The organism is Pedobacter sp. MR22-3 (genome assembly GCF_026240075.1).
GTDB lineage: Bacteria > Bacteroidota > Bacteroidia > Sphingobacteriales > Sphingobacteriaceae > Pedobacter.
This window is the reverse complement of record NZ_JAPIVF010000005.1, coordinates 543,407-562,448: the sequence shown is the minus strand read 5'-3', so window position 1 is coordinate 562,448 and position 19,042 is coordinate 543,407. Positions and strand designations below refer to the sequence as shown.

11 protein-coding genes are annotated in these 19,042 nt (G+C 40.2%); 7 read left to right on the top strand and 4 right to left on the bottom strand.

The genetic code is table 11. The features are described 5' to 3' along the window. The first annotated feature begins 40 nt into the window (after positions 1 to 40). Positions 41 to 2,230 carry a TonB-dependent receptor gene (locus tag OQ267_RS14925; protein WP_265836597.1) on the top strand — a complete coding sequence of 730 codons (2,190 nt, stop codon included), beginning with the start codon at positions 41 to 43 and terminating at the stop codon, positions 2,228 to 2,230. Positions 2,231 to 2,365: 135 nt separating this feature from the next. On the opposite strand, the gene glgB is transcribed toward OQ267_RS14925, so the two are convergent. From glgB to OQ267_RS14910, 3 genes are all read right to left on the bottom strand, one after another. Beyond that, complete coding sequence (gene glgB / locus OQ267_RS14920) at positions 2,366 to 4,330, bottom strand: 1,4-alpha-glucan branching protein GlgB (RefSeq protein WP_265836595.1); 1,965 nt, start codon at positions 4,328 to 4,330, stop codon at positions 2,366 to 2,368. A gap of 56 nt (positions 4,331 to 4,386) precedes the next feature. Continuing rightward, positions 4,387 to 6,852 (bottom strand): glycoside hydrolase family 31 protein, encoded by a 2,466-nt coding sequence (locus OQ267_RS14915; RefSeq protein ID WP_088300045.1) that lies wholly within the window; start codon positions 6,850 to 6,852, stop codon positions 4,387 to 4,389. A 1,304-nt stretch (positions 6,853 to 8,156) separates the two neighbouring features. Next, a complete protein-coding gene (locus OQ267_RS14910) occupies positions 8,157 to 11,090 on the bottom strand; it encodes a TonB-dependent receptor (protein ID WP_265836591.1) in 2,934 nt (977 codons plus the stop codon). Between the two features lie 303 nt (positions 11,091 to 11,393). On the opposite strand from OQ267_RS14910, the gene OQ267_RS14905 reads away from it, so the two are divergent. From OQ267_RS14905 to OQ267_RS14890, 4 genes are all read left to right on the top strand, one after another. Beyond that, a complete protein-coding gene (locus tag OQ267_RS14905) occupies positions 11,394 to 13,715 on the top strand; it encodes a penicillin acylase family protein (RefSeq protein ID WP_265836590.1) in 2,322 nt (773 codons plus the stop codon). Between the two features lie 6 nt (positions 13,716 to 13,721). Continuing rightward, entirely contained in the window at positions 13,722 to 14,081 is a 360-nt protein-coding gene (locus OQ267_RS14900) for a hypothetical protein (protein ID WP_265836589.1), read from the top strand. A gap of 25 nt (positions 14,082 to 14,106) precedes the next feature. After that, entirely contained in the window at positions 14,107 to 15,084 is a 978-nt protein-coding gene (locus tag OQ267_RS14895; protein ID WP_322974874.1) for a hypothetical protein, read from the top strand. Positions 15,085 to 15,159: 75 nt separating this feature from the next. Continuing rightward, positions 15,160 to 15,363, top strand: coding sequence for a hypothetical protein (locus OQ267_RS14890; RefSeq protein ID WP_088300050.1), 204 nt, complete (start codon positions 15,160 to 15,162; stop codon positions 15,361 to 15,363). Between the two features lie 79 nt (positions 15,364 to 15,442). Here the strand turns inward: OQ267_RS14890 and tyrS are convergent, their stop codons facing one another. Then, positions 15,443 to 16,729 carry a tyrosine--tRNA ligase gene (tyrS, locus tag OQ267_RS14885; RefSeq protein WP_265836585.1) on the bottom strand — a complete coding sequence of 429 codons (1,287 nt, stop codon included), beginning with the start codon at positions 16,727 to 16,729 and terminating at the stop codon, positions 15,443 to 15,445. Between the two features lie 226 nt (positions 16,730 to 16,955). Between tyrS and OQ267_RS14880 the strand changes: the two genes are divergently transcribed. Together OQ267_RS14880 and OQ267_RS14875 are read left to right on the top strand one after the other, a co-directional pair. Further along, positions 16,956 to 17,630 (top strand): hypothetical protein, encoded by a 675-nt coding sequence (locus tag OQ267_RS14880; RefSeq protein ID WP_088300052.1) that lies wholly within the window; start codon positions 16,956 to 16,958, stop codon positions 17,628 to 17,630. Positions 17,631 to 17,746: 116 nt separating this feature from the next. Next, the gene (locus tag OQ267_RS14875) at positions 17,747 to 18,952 is read left to right on the top strand and encodes an ATP-binding protein (protein ID WP_265836584.1); all 1,206 of its coding nucleotides are present in this window, start codon (positions 17,747 to 17,749) and stop codon (positions 18,950 to 18,952) included. The last annotated feature ends 90 nt before the right edge of the window (positions 18,953 to 19,042 follow it).

Sequence of the window (19,042 nt, the reverse complement as noted above, 5' to 3'; positions counted from 1 at the left end):
ACCTATCTCAAGGTTTAATTATTCAATTTATACTATACAGATGCAAAAAATAATATTATTGCTATGCACATTTTTGTGCTTAGGAAGTGCTTACGCACAAAACAGTCTTGAAATATCAGTCAGGAATAAAACGGACAAAACCATTATCAGTGATGCAACAGTGCTGATTAAGGGCACTAATCTTATCATAAAAACCAAAGCAGATGGTACTGCCAGCTTTGAAAACATTCCCGATGGTTCTCAGACCATAATCATCAGAAATGTAGGATTCCGGGAACAACGCCTTATCGTTACTTTCCCGTTAAATCAGGTGAAAACGTATGAAATTTTCCTGGAACCGGCAGAAGATGAACTGGATGAAGTTATTGTTTCTTCTACCAGAACCAGCCGGAGTATTCAAAACACCCCCACTCGCGTGGAAACCATTGAACTGGAAGAAATTGACGAGAAAAGTAATATGCGGCCAGCCAATGTTTCGATGATCCTGCATGAAAGCACGGGTATTGCCGTGCAGCAAACTTCGGCCACCAGTGCCAATGCCAGTATCAGGATTCAGGGCCTGGATGGACGTTATACCCAGCTTTTAAAAGATGGGTATGCCAGTTTTGGCAATTTTGCCAGCGGATTGAGTATCCTCGAAATTCCACCGCTCGACCTGGCGCAGGTAGAAATTATTAAAGGTCCAGCCTCTACGCTTTACGGTGCAGGGGCAATTGCCGGTGTAGTCAACTTTATTTCCAGAACACCAAGGGAAAAAGCTGATTTCAACATGATCCTTAATCAATCAAACGTAGGGCAAACCAATATCGGGGCTTTTAGCATGCAGCGAAAAGGAAAACTGGGCTACAGCCTGCTTGCACTTACCAATTTTCAGAAAGCTTATGATGTTGATCAGGATGATTTTACAGAACTCCCAAAAACAAATGATTTTACCCTCCACCCGAAAGTATTTTATTATCCGAATGAAAAAACAACTATTGTAATTGGCAATGCTTTTACCAGAAGCAACCGCACAGGTGGAGATATTTTTGTGATTAATAATGGTGCAGATGCCAACCACCGCTATTTTGAAAGCAACAAAAGCCTTCGCAATACCTCTACCCTCGATTTTGGCTACAAGGTAAATGCATCAGATTTACTGAAGATCAAAACCAGTTTCAATTATTTTAAACGGGATATTGCCATTCCTGACTATACTTTTAACGGGACTAACTATAATGCCTATACTGATATCAGTTATTTGAAAAACATCAAAAATCAAAGCCTGATTTTTGGGTTGAACATCGTATATGATAAGTTTGCAGAGCAAGATCAGCTCCCGAATCTGTCAAAAAACTTTACGACCAGAACGGCCGGCCTTTATGCACAGCAAACCTGGGATATCTCCGATCGTTTTAAGTTAGAAAGTGGTGTGAGGCTTGACTTTGTCAATTATTTCAATGCATTTTACCGCAGGAATGAAGCCTTCGTTTTACCCAGAATTTCTGCTTTGTACAAAATCAATGATCATTGGAGTTCAAGAATTGGTGGCGGCCTGGGTTATAAAACACCAACACTCTTTACCGAACAAACCGAAACTTTTCAATACCAGAACCTATTGCCGCTAAACCAGGTTAAAGCAGAAAAAAGTTATGGAGGTACGGCAGATATTAATTATAAAACGGCTATTGGCGCTGACTGGTTATTCAGCCTGAACCAAATGTTCTTCTATACCAGGATCAATAATTCTACTATCCTGCTTCAAGACAATCAAGGCGCATTTCACTTTGAAAACACCACACAACCTGTACAAAGCAGGGGTTTCGAAACCAATGCAAAGATTATTTTTAAGGAAAACTTTAAGCTTTTTGCCGGTTATACTTTTACCGATGCCAAGGCAGATTACCTGCCGGTTATTCAAAACATCAGGCTTTTACCTCAAAATAAGGTGAACCTGGCTTTGCTTTATGAAAAGGAACGCAATTTTAAATTAGGGCTGGAGGGTTATTTTACCGATCGTCAATACCTTTACAATAATCAATTAACCAGTGCATTCTGGGAGTTTGGTTTCATGGCAGAAAAGGTTTTTGGCAAAATCTCCATATTTATTAATGCCGAGAATTTTACTGATACCAGGCAGAGCCGGTATAAAAGTGTGGTTAACGGATCACATCTTAACCCCAGTTTTGACGACATCTGGACACATACAGAAGGCAGAACTTTTAATGGCGGGATTAAATTAAAGCTTTAAACAGATAATCAAACTAATTTCTAAAATATCTATTGTCAAAGAAAACAATTTTTATATCTTTGCAGCCGCTCTGGAAGCTTCCACTCCAGAGTTTAAGAAAGCCTTCCAGCAATGGGAGGCTTTTCTTATTTAAGCCTATTTGCTTTTAAATATGATTACGGCTAATGGTGGCAAGGTAATGTTAACCGAATATTCCTGCCCGTTATATCCCTCCTTCCGGGGAATAATCTCTCCCCTGTTGTTAATTCCGCTGCCGTAAAACAGAATATCATCCGTATTAAAAATTTCTTTCCATTTGGTTTTAAACGGCACACCAATGCGATAGTGTTCACGAACTACAGGTGTTAAATTAATGGCAATTACCAGTGTATCTTTGGCCTTTGGCCCTTTCCTCATAAAAACAAATACCGATTCATTGGCATTATCAGCATCAAGCCATTCAAAGCCTTCATAACTGAAGTTAAAATGGTAAAGTGCAGGTTCCTTTTTGTAGAGGAAATTCAGGGCTTTCACCGTTTCCTGCATCCCCTTATGTCCGGGATACTGAAGCAGGTGCCAATCTAAAGATTGGGTAAAGTTCCATTCACTGGTATCGGCAAATTCATTTCCCATAAACAGGAGTTTTGCACCCGGGTGAGTAAACATGTAGCCATACAGCGCCCGCAGGTTAGCAAACTTTTGCCAGTCATCACCAGGCATTTTATACAGCATGGGCGATTTTCCATGCACCACTTCATCATGTGAAAAGGGCAACATAAAATTTTCAGTAAACGCATAAGTCATGCTAAAACTTAGCTGGTGGTGATGGTGTTTGCGTTCCAGCGTATTAATTTTAAAATACTTCAGGGTATCATTCATCCAGCCCATCATCCATTTCATGCCAAAACCCAGTCCACCGGTATGAACAGGATGTGTTACACCCGGATAAGTACTGCTTTCTTCGGCGATAGTTTGAACACCTTCAAAATTACCATAAATGGCCACATTGAGGTCTTGCAGAAACTGAATGGCACCAAGATTTTCACTGCCCCCATATTCATTTGTTGCCGCATCACCGTCTTCTCTTGAGAAATTGTAGTAAAGCATAGAAGCCACTGCATCTACACGCAAACCATCCGCATGATACTGGTCCATCCAGAAAACAGCATTGCTAATTAAAAATGAACGAACTTCATTGCGGTCGTAATTAAATATATAGGATTTCCAATCGGGATGAAATCCCTTTTTCATATCAGCATGTTCATAAAGATGCGTTCCATCAAATTCGTATAGCCCGTGCCTGTCACCTGGAAAATGTGAGGGTACCCAATCCAGGATAACCGCAATATTGGCCTGGTGCAGGGCTTCAATCAGGAACATTAAATCCTGTGGTGCCCCATAACGTGAACTGGCACCAAAATAGCCGGTAATCTGGTAGCCCCAACTCGGAAAATAAGGAAATTCCATTACCGGCATCAGCTCTACGTGGGTAAAACCCATTTCTTTAACATAAGGTACCAACCGGGTAGCCACTTCCCTGGCGTTGAGCACCCGTTCAGGGTTTTCCGGATCACGCTCCCAGGAGCCTAAATGCAATTCATATACTGAAATGGGCTGATCAAGTGCATTCAGTTTTGCCCTTTTGGCCAGCCACGATTTATCTTTCCAACTGTAATCTGTATCCCAAACCACACTGGCCGTTTGCGGAGGATGTTCCCACTTTCTGGCATAAGGATCGCCCTTTAAATGTTCAGAAGCATCAAAACCCTTTACAAAATATTTATAAACCTCTCCTTTTGAAACCCCAGGGATAAATCCTTCCCAGATCCCTGATTTATCCAGTCTTTTATACAGCGAATGCGAAGTTCTATTCCAATCATTAAAGTTACCGGTTACGCTTACTTCCTGTGCATTTGGTGCCCATACCGAAAAATAGGTTCCATTCGTTTTTTCTACACTGATTAAATGAGAACCCATTTTTTCGTACAGCCTGAAATGCTTTCCAACCGAAAAAAGATCAATATCATAATCGGTGAAAAGGCTATGTACCCAAACTGACCTGCTTTTATCTATCGGTGTTACGGCTATATTTTTTTTGGAAACTTTTTTTGCTGGTATCATAATTTGACTGGATAGGTTTAGCCCCAAACACTAAACAGCGTTTGGGGCTAAAAGATTTACAGACTTAAAATCTGTATTTCAGTAAAGTTTTTAAGGCACTTGAAATGCAGCACACTTCTATCATCAATATGATAGTCGGTTACTTCTTTATTATCAACGATAATTTTCTTCACCTGAAATTTCATACCTATAATGTGGCAGCTATAAAATTCATAGTTTGGCGTATAAAGCCCTTCAATTCTTTGGTTAATTTTCAGTCCCTGTGCATCATTTGCTTTTACCGTAAACTTTTTCTCCAGGTAAATATCCTGTTCAAAAGCAAAGGTATCTCCATGATCTTCATACATATAGGAGTTAACTTCGTAATCGCAACTATAAACATTTAATGCCACCTCGGTAATTGCTTTTTCATCTACATATTGCATTACCGGGTATTCCGGAATGACAGATCCTGCTCTTACAAAGATCGGCATACTGTCAATCTTTGCTTCGATGTTGTATTCATTTCCGCCATCTAAAACTTCATTGGTCCAGAAATTATACCATAATCCTTTAGGCAGGTACACTTGTCTGGATATTGCGCCCTGCTCCAGAACAGGACAGATCAATAATTTATCACCATAGCAGAACTCATCCTGGCGGAAGCTGTTACTGATATTTTCCTGCTCCAGCATCACCAATGGTCTTAAAATCGGAAAACCATAACGGTGATGTTCCCAGAAAACAGAATACAGGTAAGGCATTAAACGGTATCTCAGTTCAATAAATTTACGGTTAATATCTTCGAAAAACCCGCCAAAACTCCAGGGCTCCCGTTCAGCTGTATCACCCGCCGAGTGTGCACGCATAAATGGAGAAAACGTTCCCAACTGGATCCATCGGGTAAATAATTCACCATCAGGTTCGCCGCTAAATCCGCCGATATCTGTTCCGCAGAAAGGCACCCCTGAAACCGATAGTCGCTGGCATTGGATATTGCCTATTTTTAAATGTTCCCAGGTAGCAATATTATCACCGGTCCATACACTTGCATAACGCTGCATCCCCGAATAACCTGCACGGGTAATGGTAAATGGCCGCTTATTACGCATGAGTTTTTTCAATCCTTCATAAGTAGAGCGCACCATCTGCATGCCATAAACATTATGTGCCTTACGGTGCGAGCCACGGTAACCATCGTAATTGTGGCGAACATCATTTGGAAACGTTCCGGAACCAAAAACGGCCGGTTCATTCATGTCATTCCAGAAACCTGCAACACCCATATCCACCAGTTCTTCGTACAATTTACCCCACCATTTTCTTACTTTTGGATTGGTAAAATCCGGAAACTGGCAACGGCCAGGCCATACATGGCCTTCCATAAAATAATCATCACTTCTTCTGCAAAAGTATTTATTGTCTTTTCCTTCTTTAAACACCCAGTAATCATCATCCACCTTAATGCCCGGATCAATCATTACCACGGTCTTGAAACCATCGTTAGCAAGTTCCTTAATCATGCGGCGTGGATCGGGAAAATATTTTTTGTTCCATGTAAAGCAGCGGTAGCCGTCCATGTAATCGATATCAAGATAAATGGCATCGCAGGGAATTTTGCGATCCCTGAACTGTTTGGCAATTTCCTTAACCTTGGTTTCCGGGTAATAACTCCAGCGGCATTGCTGATAGCCTAATGTCCACTTTGGGGGCATAGGATGTGTTCCGGTTAGGCTGGCATAACGTTTAACCACGTCCATAATATGCGGACCATGAATATAGTAATACTGTAATTCGCCACCATCAGCCCAGAAACTGGTTTTATTTACATCTTCACTACCAAAATCAAAATACGATTTAAAGGTATTATCAAAGAAAATACCGTAAGCTGCCTGGTTATGTAACCCGATATAGAAAGGTATGGTTCTATACAAAGGATCCTGATTCCAGCCATAAGAATAGGCATCCGTGTTCCAGTTTTCGAAGCGACGACCGCGAAGGTTAAAGTTCCCCGATTTATCTCCTAACCCAAAAAAATTCTCTTCTGAATGGCATTTTTTGGTTGCATAAATATAGTAGCCACCAAAATCCACATTTTCTTCCCAGTGCATGGAGTTGGCCTCATCTACCATTACCAAATTGGTGATGTTATCAGAAAAGGAAATATGAAAGTTTTCTTTCTCTATTTTACAGGTAACGGAGTGGGTAGAAACCGTATAATACCCTTCGTGTTCCTGCATTTTAAATACCGAAACCTTTTGATCTACTTCCGGTACGGCATAAGAGAAGTCATCCAGAAAAACACCATGTGGCGCCATGCGTACACGAATGATTTCATCACTCACCACACGTACCTCAACTCTTGCATCGCCATCAGAAAAATAAAAGCGGTTTCCCTCTTTCTTTACCTTCTTTACGGCCCCCAGATATTGCTTAACAATTGGTTTAACCGATATATCAACAGGATTGTTTAAATGTTGTACTTCCTGTGCCTTTTCAACCAGTTCATTTACCTCATTAGGCTGATCATTTTGCTCTTCCATCCTTATTTATTCAAATTTGCTTTAAACCCATTCTTAAACCGGGATTGTGCTTAAGAAAGTACTATTATACAAATTATTTTATAGAAGCGGTTAAAAAACCTATTGCATAATCAAATGCCTTCTTATCTGCCCGTCGGCAACTTTATCCTGAAAGAAAAAGGATTGGAAATAAACCTTCGCTACGCACACCCCCGCTATTACCTCTGTGCCATCAAACCTGAGAGACACTATCCAAACACTTCATAGCAGCATTACCCCCGGCTCCTTTTTAAAAAAGGGGCCGGGGGCGGCTCTAAAACATCAGCAATAAAATCTGTCTTGTTTCTTAGCAGGTGGGTTTTGCCCATCAACTGCTGGCTGTAGCGCATTGAAATTCCCCTTGCATAAACTTTTCGCCAAATCCAAAAAAACTTCTGTTAGGTCTACAAATTGAAATACAGATTTAATTTCAAGATCCTGATCAGCCTGAAAACCAGCTTGACAATAATTTTCCATTATTTTTTTCCAGCAGCTGTTCATTTTCTGTACAACCTAAAAAATGTTGCAGCGTACTTTAGCGAAACACGCACATAAATAAAGCAATTGTTTTAAGTTGTAGCTTTCGGCTTTGTAATCCATAAAAACATAATGATTTATGCCCCCTTTGTTGTTATTTCATCGGCGTGCATGCTTTCGCTGCGCTCAGGTTTGGTTACCTTTTTATCAAGAAAAAGGTAAGCGCTCCTCGGCTGCGGTGAGCCGAGGCAAGCCAGGGCAAAGGGCAAAGATCTCTCCGCTGCGGTCGAGATGACGATTGATCTCGATTGAATTACGCATAATATCCCTCTGCACGACCGCTACCAGCCTAGGAGATGATGGCAGGAGAAGCTGTTGAAATTTTTGCACCTCCGTTCAAATGACCCCACTGCCCAAGGTAGCGCACACGGCTCCCTCGAAATTAATCTTGATTACCAAATAAAATCGAGTCCTTGTGCTACCGCTTTTAAAATTTCGACGCGCTAATCCAACATCAGGTCCAAGCCTTGATTGTTTGCTTCTTTATTATCAAGAACAAAGAAGAAGAGGCCACAGCAGCCAGCCGAAAACAACTCCTGTCAGTAATTACGGCAAAGATTGCTTCGCCGGCTGAAAAAGTCGCCTCGCAATGACGATTTAACTGATCATCTGCACCCCGCTACCAGCCTCTGTGCGTATAATAGCGATTTCATTAAATCATAACACTTATAAACGCAGAGCATAACCAGCCCGTTCTTCTTTTTTAAAAAACCTATAAGGATTTGAAAACCTTATAGATTTAGGTATTACTAAGGATTAAAAGAATAAGCAATATAATAAATGGCCCCTGCAGCAGGGTTACCATAAGAGGTGATGTAATATTTATTCATCACATTCGATCCACCCAGTTTAATAGCCGATTTTACTGAAGGGATTTGTAAACTCACCTGCGCATCAAGCGAGCTGTAAGCCGGTACATCTCCTGAGGCAAATGAAGAGTTCCAGTAAAATTTATCCTGCCAGCGGTAAGACACATTAAACCCAAAGTTTTTAATCACTTCCCTGTTGCCTAAACCCAGGTTAAAACGAATTTTCGGCGTATTAAAATCGTTAATATAGTTGACTGGCAAATCGCCAATCTGGTTATATGAAACGTTTCCGCTTAAGGTCCACTTATTGATCAGGTAATCAAGCCCAAGGGCGGCACCGTAAGAACTCACTTCCCCTTCAGCATTTACCGGAACGCCAAATTTAACAAAAGTAGGGCTGGCCGCCGTACCCACATTTTGATACACATCAATGGCAGTAATAAAGTCTTTATAAATATTATAGTAACCATAAGCATCAACCAGGAGATTAGGCAAAATCAGTCCTTTATAACCTAACTCATAAGACTGAACACTTTCAGGCCGAACGCCCCTGCTATCAAAGGTGTATTGCTGCAATAATGCCGGATTTGGCGTACCTGTGGCCGCTGAAGCCAGGAAAGCACGGTAGCTTACATCGGTATAAGGTTTATTCGCATCTAAGTGATATTTATTGAAAATGATTTCAGGCAAGCCGCCAATTAAACGTTGCGACCCACCGCCAACAGCCAGATCAATGTACTGATTTTGTGTGGTTGGGTTGCGGTACCCTGTTTGGTATGATGCCCTGATGTTATTATTCCTGGCCACGGTAAACACACCGGTAATCCGTGGTGTAAAACGGCCTTCAAAATTCTGGCTTTTATCATACCTGCCGGCAAAAGTAATCTTCAGTTTATCATTCAGCATCTTTTTACCTACCTGTGCAAATGCACCATATTCATTAATATCAATCGATTCATTTAAATCATTAAAGATGGTTCCGGCAGAATTCAAATCATATAAACGATAGGATGCACCCACCTGAAACTCCACTACCTTATTAAACGCATTGGTGAAATTGTACATGCCCTCATAATGATAAAGATTGGATTTATCATCAAACCTGGCTCCATAAACACTTTTTGTTGGATCAGTGCTATTGATAGATGTAGCACTGATGGTGGTATTCATAATGGTATTTTTAGCATTTTCATACCCCGCGCTTCCAGGTGCAAACCTTCCCTGGTTGGCGGCATTCCGGGCAAGTACATGTGCGGCCGCATCGTTTTGTCCGGCAGCCCTCGCCCCTATGTAATTACCGATATACTGTGGAAACCAGGTAGTAGAGGGTTTTGAAACTTCGTTGATGTAACTACCCAAAATAGAGGAAATATAAGAATCGCCTGAACGCTCCTGCGTGGTATATCCTTTTAAATAAAAATCCTCCCCTTTTAATTCCAACTTATACTGACCAATATTGAAGTTACGTAGCGAATAACGATCTGATCCGGTATAAACTGAAGTACCTGTGCCCCAGTTCGCCTGTGCTACCGCCTGAATGGTATTGGTGAAATTATAATAAACTGCACCAGATGCCTTGAGCGATTTAGTATCATAATCAACCAGATCAGATTCCTGATAACCTGTCCTGGAAACATTCTGATCCGGGATAAGATTAGCTTTTAAGCCCACATAAAAAGGAAGATAATTCTGAACTGCAGGCCTCAATGCGGCGGGCAGTCCGGCCAGGAAACCAGCTTGTTGTGCGGCATTTGGAATAGCAGCACCAAAGGTACCATCCATTAAAGCCTTGATGTTTGGGATTGCGCCACCTGAACCTGCATTAATTCCGGAAATGGTAGCATTTTGTACGCTCAGTGCCACGTTCCGCATATTCTGGCTCACTTCATCCCCATATACGTTGATCCCGTCATAATTGGTATCACTGCTACGGTCACCCGTTTTTGCTGTCCTGGCATTCCGGTCAAAGTTTGAATAATTGTTTCCAAACCAGTCTTTGGCCTGCAAGAATGAAAATGCGGCCTTCACACCAAATTTTTTATTCCATGATTTCGCCAGACGGACATCCAGCTGATTAAAGGGCTGCACGCTGCTGTTTTCATCATTTACATGATTTACACCCGATTTATACTGAAAACTGGCACCCTGATATTTAAAAGGATCTTTCGAAGTCATCAATAAGGTTCCGTTGATACCACCGGCACCATATAAGGCTGACGATGCACCCGGCAATAATTCTACATGATCAACATCCAGCTCAGTGATGCCCACAATATTACCTACTGAAAAGTTTAAGCCTGGGGCCTGATTATCCATTCCGTCGATATACTGATTGAAACGTGTATTCCCATTGGAGTTAAAACCACGTGTATTGATGGATTTAAAAGTTAGACTCTGCGTGCTGCTTTCCACACCTTTCATATTGTTTAAAGCATCATAAAATGAAGGTGCCGCAATATCGCGGATAGAAGCAGCACTCATCCGCTCAATGGAAACCGGTGATTCCAGAATGCGCTCAGGTGTCCTGGATGCAGAAACAACCACATCACCACCCAAAAGCACAGCAGCTTCCATCTCCACTACAATTCCGGTAGCCGTACTATTAATTAACTGTTCCACAGTACCATAACCTACATAAGACGCAACCAGGGTAAATGGAAACTTTGCAGCAGTTGAAAAACTAAAGGCACCATCAGCAGCAGATGCCGTACCGCCAGGTTGCCCTTTAACCATCAGGCTCACACCTGACAATCCTTCTTTTGATTGCTTATCTTTTACAGATCCACTGACCGTAATGCGCTGTGCCTGTGCAGTTAAATTCATCGTGCACATCAATAATAACGCAAATAAAATTTGTGTAAAAATCCTGCTCATAAATAAATTGCTATTTGGTTTGTATTATTAGTCATATAAACTTAAATATTATTTTTGACTTCACCAGTATGGTGTGTAATATTTATGATTGAATATATAATTTTGATTGACATTCTGTTTGTTGTATTTTGCAGTCCTTATAAACGATCAGTTAAATAGATACTGTAATTTCTGAGATTTTTGCGAACCCACATGAACAAATTAAGAGCATTATTCTGCATCATCATACCTATTAGCCTGGCTTTCTTTTTCAATACAAAAATTGGAAGTACTCCACCCCTGCTGAAGTTCTTAAACCCTTTTATGGGATTTTGGCAAAATGCTGAAAACAATCATTTTATGTTTAACCATAAGGTGAAAATTAAGGGTGCTACAGATCAGGTCGAAATTTTTTTCGACGACAAAATGATCCCGCATATTTTTGCCCGGAATGATCATGATCTTTACCTGGCCCAGGGTTATGTAACCGCCATGCACCGCCTTTGGCAAATGGATTTTCAAACGCGTTTTGCAGCAGGCAGAATCAGTGAGGTAGTTGTATCTGAACCTGCACGCGAAAGCGACCGTTATCAGCGCAGAATGGGCATGGTATATGGTGCTGAAAACTCGCTTAAGGGCATGATGGCTGATCCAAAATCAAAGGAAATGATATTGGCGTATACCGAAGGGATTAATGCCTATATCAAAACACTCTCCCGTTCCAATTATCCTATCGAATATAAAATACTGGATTTTAAACCGGAACAATGGACCCCGCTCAAATGTGCGCTTTTGCTCAAACAAATGTCGGCCATTTTAGCCATGGGATCTGATGAATTTTATATGACCAACATCCTGAAAAAATTTGGTCCTGAAATTACCAAAAATCTTTTCCCGGATTATCCTTTTAAAGAAGATCCGATTATTCCGGTGGGTACTAAATGGAATTTTTCGCCATTACCCATTCCCAAAACCCCTGAAAGTTTCACCACAACACAAACCGGTGATGTACAAACCAAACAAAAAGTAGAGGGCATCGGAAGCAATAACTGGGCCCTCTCCGGAAGTAAAACCGCTTCAGGCTATCCGATTTTAGCCAACGACCCGCATCTGGAACTGAGTTTGCCATCCATCTGGTATCAGATTCAATTGCATGCACCCGGTATCAATACTTATGGTGTTTCACTGCCCGGTGCACCAGGAATTATTATTGGCTTTAACCAGAAAATTGCCTGGGGTGTAACCAATGTTGCAGCAGATGTGCTCGATTTCTATCAGATCAAATTTAAAGACAGTACGCATAATGAATACTGGTACAACAACAAATGGAATAAAACAACTAAACGGCTGGAGGTGATTAAAATCCGCGGAAGCGAGGATCTTATCGATACCGTTTACTACACCCATCAGGGACCTGTGGTTTATCTTCAGAAATCAAATTTCGTTAAAGCAAACAGTGTGCCTGTGGGTGATGCCTTAAGGTGGATCGCACATGACCGTTCAAATGAACTCATGACATTTTACTACCTGAACAGGGGTAAAAACTATAATGATTACAGAAAAGCATTAACCTATTATACCGCACCGGCACAAAACTTTGTGTTTGCCAGTGTGGATAATGATATCGCCATCACGCCAAATGGAAAGTTTCCACTGAAATGGAAAAACCAGGGAAAATTTATTCTCGATGGTACCGATCCGGCATACGACTGGCATGGCTGGATTCCCGCTTCACAAAACCCTACTGTGAAAAATCCGCCAAGGGGTTTTGTAAGTTCAGCTAACCAATCTTCTACTGATCAGACTTATCCTTACTACCTCAATTGGGAATTCGCACCTTATGAACGCGGAAAGCGAATTAATGACCGTTTAACGGCGATGAATAAGGCTACGATGGACAGCATCAGACTCATGCAGACTGATAATTACAGCATCCTGGCCCAAAACTTGGTTCCTGCTATATTGCCACTTTTAAATCCGGAAAATTTAAACGCTACCCAAAAAGAAGCATTGAATTATTTAACTAAATGGAATAAACGTTATGATGCAGGTGAAATTGCAGCCAGTATTTTTGAAATCTGGACTAAGCGCCTCGCATTCGATATTTGGGACGATGAATTTACAGTTAAAGGTATTCCAATGCGTTATCCATCAAGAGACCGCACGGTTGAAATGATATTGAAAGAACCAGCTGCCAAATGGTACGATAATGTAAATACCAGTCGGAGGGAAAACCTCGCTGATCTGGTTAATGAATCGTTTAAATACAGTTGCGATAGTTTGGAACGCAGATTCGGGCCGATCAATAAAGACTGGAGATGGTCTAACGTGAAACAAAGCAATGTTCCGCACCTGGCCAAAATACCAGGTTTTGGATCTGAAGTATTACAGATTGGCGGAGCAAAAAGCACCATCAATGCCTTAAGTGAAACAAATGGTCCATCCTGGAGAATGGTAATCGAACTTGGCAAAAATCCTAAAGGCCATGGTGTATATCCAGGCGGGCAATCTGGTAACCCCGGAAGCAAATTTTATGATAATATGATTGATACCTGGGCAAAAGGTCAGTTATACGATTTGTTTTATATGCAAACGCCGGATGATCAGTCTGGAAAAATTATCTCTCGTTTAAAAATTTCTAAATAATTTAAAATGGTTTTTATTGTTATCGTCATCATCTGCTTTTTCCTTCAAATGATTGCACCCTGGTGGGTAATTATTGTGGTGGCCTTTGCCACTTGCGGTATTATAGGTAAAACCGGCAAAATTGCTTTCTGGCATTCCTTTTTCGCTATAAGCTTACTATGGATTGGCTATTCGCTATTTAAAAGCTTACCAAACGATAATTTGTTAGCCAGCCGGGTGGCGGTGATGACAGGTGTAAAGCTCTGGTGGGTACTATTATTGGTAACGGGAATACTTAGCGGATTAGTGGCCGGAATCAGCGGTTATTGCGGCTATCAATTTAGAATGGCCATGCTGGCCAAAAAAACTGACGATAAAATAGCATAAGGCTTCGTACTTTTGCAACGTGGATTTGACAAATACTGATATTTTTACAATAAACAATGCTCAGTCTTTTCGAGACCAGGCTTTAGCAACCTTTAAATTACAGGCAGCAAACTGCCAGGTTTACCGGGAATATATTCATCATTTAAAAATTGATGTCAATCAGGTATCCGCCATCGAACAGATTCCGTTTCTGCCCATTGGTTTTTTCAAAACGCATCAGATCGTGAGTAATCAACATCCTGCTGAAGTAATTTTCAGCAGTTCTGGTACTACAGGAATGAGTCATAGCAGCCATTACGTAACAGATGTGGCTTTATATGAGCAAAGTTACCTGCTTGCTTTCAATCATTTTTATGGCAAAGTATCAGATTACTGTTTTCTGGCTTTACTTCCCTCCTACCAGCAAAGATCAGGTTCTTCTTTAATTTATATGGTTAATGATCTGATTGAAAAAAGCGGTCATCCACAGAGTGGTTATTTTTTGGATAACCATCATGACCTTTTGCAAACCTTAACAGATCTTAAAACCAGGAATCAACCAACTGTTTTAATCGGTGTAACTTATGCCTTACTGGATTTTGTAGAGAAATTCGATCTTAATTTCCCTGAATTGATTGTAATGGAAACAGGCGGTATGAAGGGCAGAAGAAAGGAAATGGTTCGGGAAGAACTTCACCAGCAATTAACAGAAGGTTTTGGCGTACCTGCTATTCACAGTGAATATGGCATGACCGAATTGCTTTCACAGGCTTATTCTTTAGGTGAGGGCATTTTTCAATGTCCGGACTGGATGAAAGTACTGATCCGGGATACCAATGATCCTTTAACATTGATTCCTGAAGGAAAAACAGGAGGAATAAATGTAATTGACCTCGCCAATATTAATTCTTGCTCATTCATCGCCACGCAGGATTTGGGTAAAATAAATGCTGACCAAAGTTTTGAAGTGTTGGGCAGATTTGACAATGCCGATATTAGAGGCTGTAATTTGCTTGTACAGTAACTGAATTAATTCCAAAACTCAATTAGCTAAAACAATTACCTGCTAAAAAGGATTATTTATACAAAACCTTATACTATGAAAAATATCTTCTTGGCAGCACTAACCCTAACAGGTTTATTTGTGGCCTCATGTAACGGAAAACAAGCAGATCAGGAAAATGCAGATAGCACCTATAAATATTCAGATACGAATAAAAAAGATTCAGCAGCTATGGATACCACAAAAGGTAAAATGCTGGCTGACTCTATATCGAATACCCCTGCCGATGCTAAACATTAGCATTCTAATTGGAAACTGATCATTAATCAGTTTCCAAACAAAAAAGGCTCAATTTGATTGAGCCTTTTTTGTTTAGCGTTTATTCTGCAATCAGGAGAAAATAGTTTTTCTTTCCTTTTTGTACGACAATAAACTGATCATTAATCAGGTTTCCGGTATCAAAAACCTGCATGGCATCAGTTACTTTTTCTTTATTTACCGCAACGCCTCCACCCTGAATGAGTTTCTTGGTTTCGCCTTTAGAAGGAAAAACAGCAGCCTTTTCTGCAAGCAAAGTTGCCGCATCAATACCAGCACTTAATTCAGATTTAGAAATATGGAACTGCGGAATACCTTCAAACATTTCCAACACCTGGTTTTCTGATAAGCTTTTTAAAAAATCAAGTGAACCGTTTCCGAACAAGAACTCCGAAGTTTTAATAGCTGTTTCCAAAGCTTCTGCTGAATGCGTCTTCACTGTAATGTCTTCGGCTAAAGCTTTCTGAAGAATGCGCAAATGTGGTGCTGCATCATGTTCCTTTTCCAGGGCTTCGATTTCTTCTTTATTTTTTAGCGTAAAAATCCTGATCCATTTCTTTACATCATCATCAGATGCATTTAACCAGAACTGGTAAAATTTATATGGAGAGGTTTTCGCCGGATCTAACCAAACGGCACCACTTTCTGTTTTGCCAAACTTGGTTCCATCAGCCTTTTTAATTAATTGCGTGGTAATGGCATAAGCTGTTCCGGCATCTTTCCTTCTGATTAACTCGGTACCGGTTACAATGTTTCCCCATTGGTCTGATCCCCCCATCTGCACCAGACAGTTTTCGTTTTTCCATAAATGATAGAAATCATATCCCTGAATCAACTGGTAACAAAATTCGGTAAAGGATAAGCCAGAATCACCTTCCAGGCGTCTTTTAACGCTATCCTTAGCCATCATATAGTTTACGGTAATGTGCTTGCCCACGTCTCTGATAAACGTAAACAGGTTCATATCTTTAAACCAGTCTGCATTATTTACCATTACTGCACCATTGCCACCCTCTTCAAATTTTAGAAATTTGGAAAGTTGACTTTTCATGCCTTTCAGGTTATGTTCAATCATTTCCGGTGTTTGAAGGTTACGCTCATCCGACTTACCAGAAGGATCGCCAACCATACCAGTAGCTCCTCCAACCAAAGCAAATGGCTTATGCCCTGCATTTTGGAAGTGAATGAGTGTCATGATTTGCGTTAAGTGACCAACATGAAGGGAATCCGCAGTAGGGTCGAAACCAATATAACCAGATGTCATCCCTTCATTCAACTTTTCTTCTGTATTTGGCATTATATCATGCAGCATGCCGCGCCACCTTAACTCTTCAACAAAATTCGTCATTGTATAGGCAATTTATTTTCGTGCGTGCAAAGATAAAATTTTCACTTGCTTTAATGCAAATTAGTTGATGACGCTAAACCAGCTTTTAAATCTGCAGCCCCAATCAGCCGTTTATTTCGAAATAGCTGATTATGGGTTTCATTATGCACATAAAACTCCAGATATATTGGTAACACCTTTTATCAACTGATATTTTGCATCACTAAAGAAAATATTACCTTGCAACATGAACTTTCTATCCCATTATTATTTCGAAAGATTAACGCAGGATGCTAACATAGTAATGGGAACAGTTTTGCCCGATCTGATCAAAAATGCTTCGAAAGAATTTAATCTTTATCCACAAAAAAATGAGTTTCTGTTTATAGGAAATCCGGATGAGGAAAACTTGCTTAAAGGCTGGAAAAGACATTTAGCCGTTGATTTATATTTTCATTCATCTGATTTTTTTCTGGAAAAAACTGCTCTGCTAAAGGAGCTTATTAAGCCCATCGTAACTGATACGCCGATTCGCCCCTCGTTTCTGGCTCATATTGGTTTAGAATTATTGTTAGATCATTTATTAATTGAGCAGAATCTCATTCAGGTCAATCATTTTTATGATAAGCTGGTGGCTGTTAATCCAAATTCGTTAACTGATTTCCTGGAGCATTGCGGACTTAAAAACCAGATCGTTTTCACGAAATTCCTGGAAAATTTCATCAGTAGCAAATATTTACTAAGCTACCAAAAGCTGGAAAACATTAGCTATGCCTTAAATAGAATCTGCATGCGCCTGTGGCCCGAAACTTTAAATGAGCTTCAGTTACGGGAACTGACCTTTCAATTGGGAATTTTCAAACCCGTTCTGGCCAAAGATTTCATGGATATTTTCGATGAGATTGAAGGCAAATTAATGTAAGTAATTATTAATATTACTTCACCAACCTTGTAATTTGAAAGTGTAACTTTCAAATTACAAGGTTTAATCGTATATTTGTTTGTAATCTGAAAGCAAAGGTTTCAAATTACAAGGTTATGATTGAAAGATTAATTAAAGAAAAAGTTGTTAAAGGTTTAAAAAGCGTTCCAATTGTTGCGCTTTTAGGGCCAAGACAAGTTGGTAAAACAACGTTGGCATTTCAAATCTCCGGTGAGTTTTCAGCTAAAAAAACCAGTTATCTGGATCTCGAACTAGATACGGATATTAATAAGCTTCAGGATTCTGAAAGCTACTTAAAAAGATTTGAAAATGTCATCCTGATTATTGATGAGGTTCAGCGTAAACCAGATCTTTTTCCTAACCTAAGGGGAATTGTCGATCTGAGAAAGCGAGCAGGTGAGCAAGCCGGTCATTTTCTGCTGTTGGGCTCAGCATCAAGAGACCTGCTACAACTATCATCAGAAACGTTAGCAGGCAGAATCAGGTACATAGAACTTACACCCTTTAATGCACTGGAAATCTACAATCATGATCCACTTGGTTTTAGCGTAGAAAAAATTTGGTTTAGAGGTGGGTTTCCAGGAAGTTTTCTTGCTATTGATGCTGAAGAAAGCTGGGAATGGTTAAATGATTTTATTTCGACTTATGTAGAACGTGACATTCCATTAATGGGACCAAGTTTACCGGCAAACCGATTAAAAAGATTTTGGTCTATGCTAGCTCATTTTAACGGACAACAGGTAATTTATACAGATTTAGCCAAAAGCATGGAAGTAAGCCATCCAACAGTGAAACTATATCTGGATGTATTAACGGATTTTTATATGGTGAGGCAACTGCAACCCTGGGCAGGAAATACTAAAAAAAGATTGGTAAAGTCTCCTAAAATCTATATCCGCGATACAGGAATTCTGCACAAATTACTTAACATATCTAGCTTAGAAGACCTTCTCGGGCACCCTGCATTAGGTTCAAGCTGGGAGGGCTTTGTGGTAGAAAATATTATTGGTCAGTTATCCAGTAAATGGCAATACAGTTATTATAGATCGGCCACACAAACAGAAATTGATCTTGTTTTGGAAGGCCCGAATCATAAAATCTGGGCGGTTGAGGTCAAAAGATCAGCCTCACCAAAAATTGCGAAAGGTTTTCATATCGCATGTAAAGATATTGGTGCCACCGAAAAATTTGTAGTTTACTCGGGTACCGAGAGGTATCCTCTTCCTAACAACACAGAAGCTATTGGTTTGATTGAGTTTCTTCAGCTACTAAATAAAAACACCAATCAAGATCCGGCTTAATCGTAATTGCACCTGTTATCTATAAAAAATTAAGCTAATGGTAATGTCACTCATTTCCCATAGCTTTTTGTGCTTCAAAGTATAAAAGCA

Excerpts from the sequence above, each read along its gene's own strand:
- OQ267_RS14925 (WP_265836597.1), top strand. The coding sequence starts at position 41 with ATGCAAAAAATAATATTATTGCTATGCACATTTTTGTGCTTAGGAAGT.
- glgB (WP_265836595.1), bottom strand. The coding sequence starts at position 4,330 with ATGATACCAGCAAAAAAAGTTTCCAAAAAAAATATAGCCGTAACACCG.
- OQ267_RS14915 (WP_088300045.1), bottom strand. The coding sequence starts at position 6,852 with ATGGAAGAGCAAAATGATCAGCCTAATGAGGTAAATGAACTGGTTGAA.
- OQ267_RS14910 (WP_265836591.1), bottom strand. The coding sequence starts at position 11,090 with ATGAGCAGGATTTTTACACAAATTTTATTTGCGTTATTATTGATGTGC.
- OQ267_RS14905 (WP_265836590.1), top strand. The coding sequence starts at position 11,394 with ATGGGATTTTGGCAAAATGCTGAAAACAATCATTTTATGTTTAACCAT.
- OQ267_RS14900 (WP_265836589.1), top strand. The coding sequence starts at position 13,722 with ATGGTTTTTATTGTTATCGTCATCATCTGCTTTTTCCTTCAAATGATT.
- OQ267_RS14890 (WP_088300050.1), top strand. The coding sequence starts at position 15,160 with ATGAAAAATATCTTCTTGGCAGCACTAACCCTAACAGGTTTATTTGTG.
- tyrS (WP_265836585.1), bottom strand. The coding sequence starts at position 16,729 with ATGACGAATTTTGTTGAAGAGTTAAGGTGGCGCGGCATGCTGCATGAT.
- OQ267_RS14880 (WP_088300052.1), top strand. The coding sequence starts at position 16,956 with ATGAACTTTCTATCCCATTATTATTTCGAAAGATTAACGCAGGATGCT.
- OQ267_RS14875 (WP_265836584.1), top strand. The coding sequence starts at position 17,747 with ATGATTGAAAGATTAATTAAAGAAAAAGTTGTTAAAGGTTTAAAAAGC.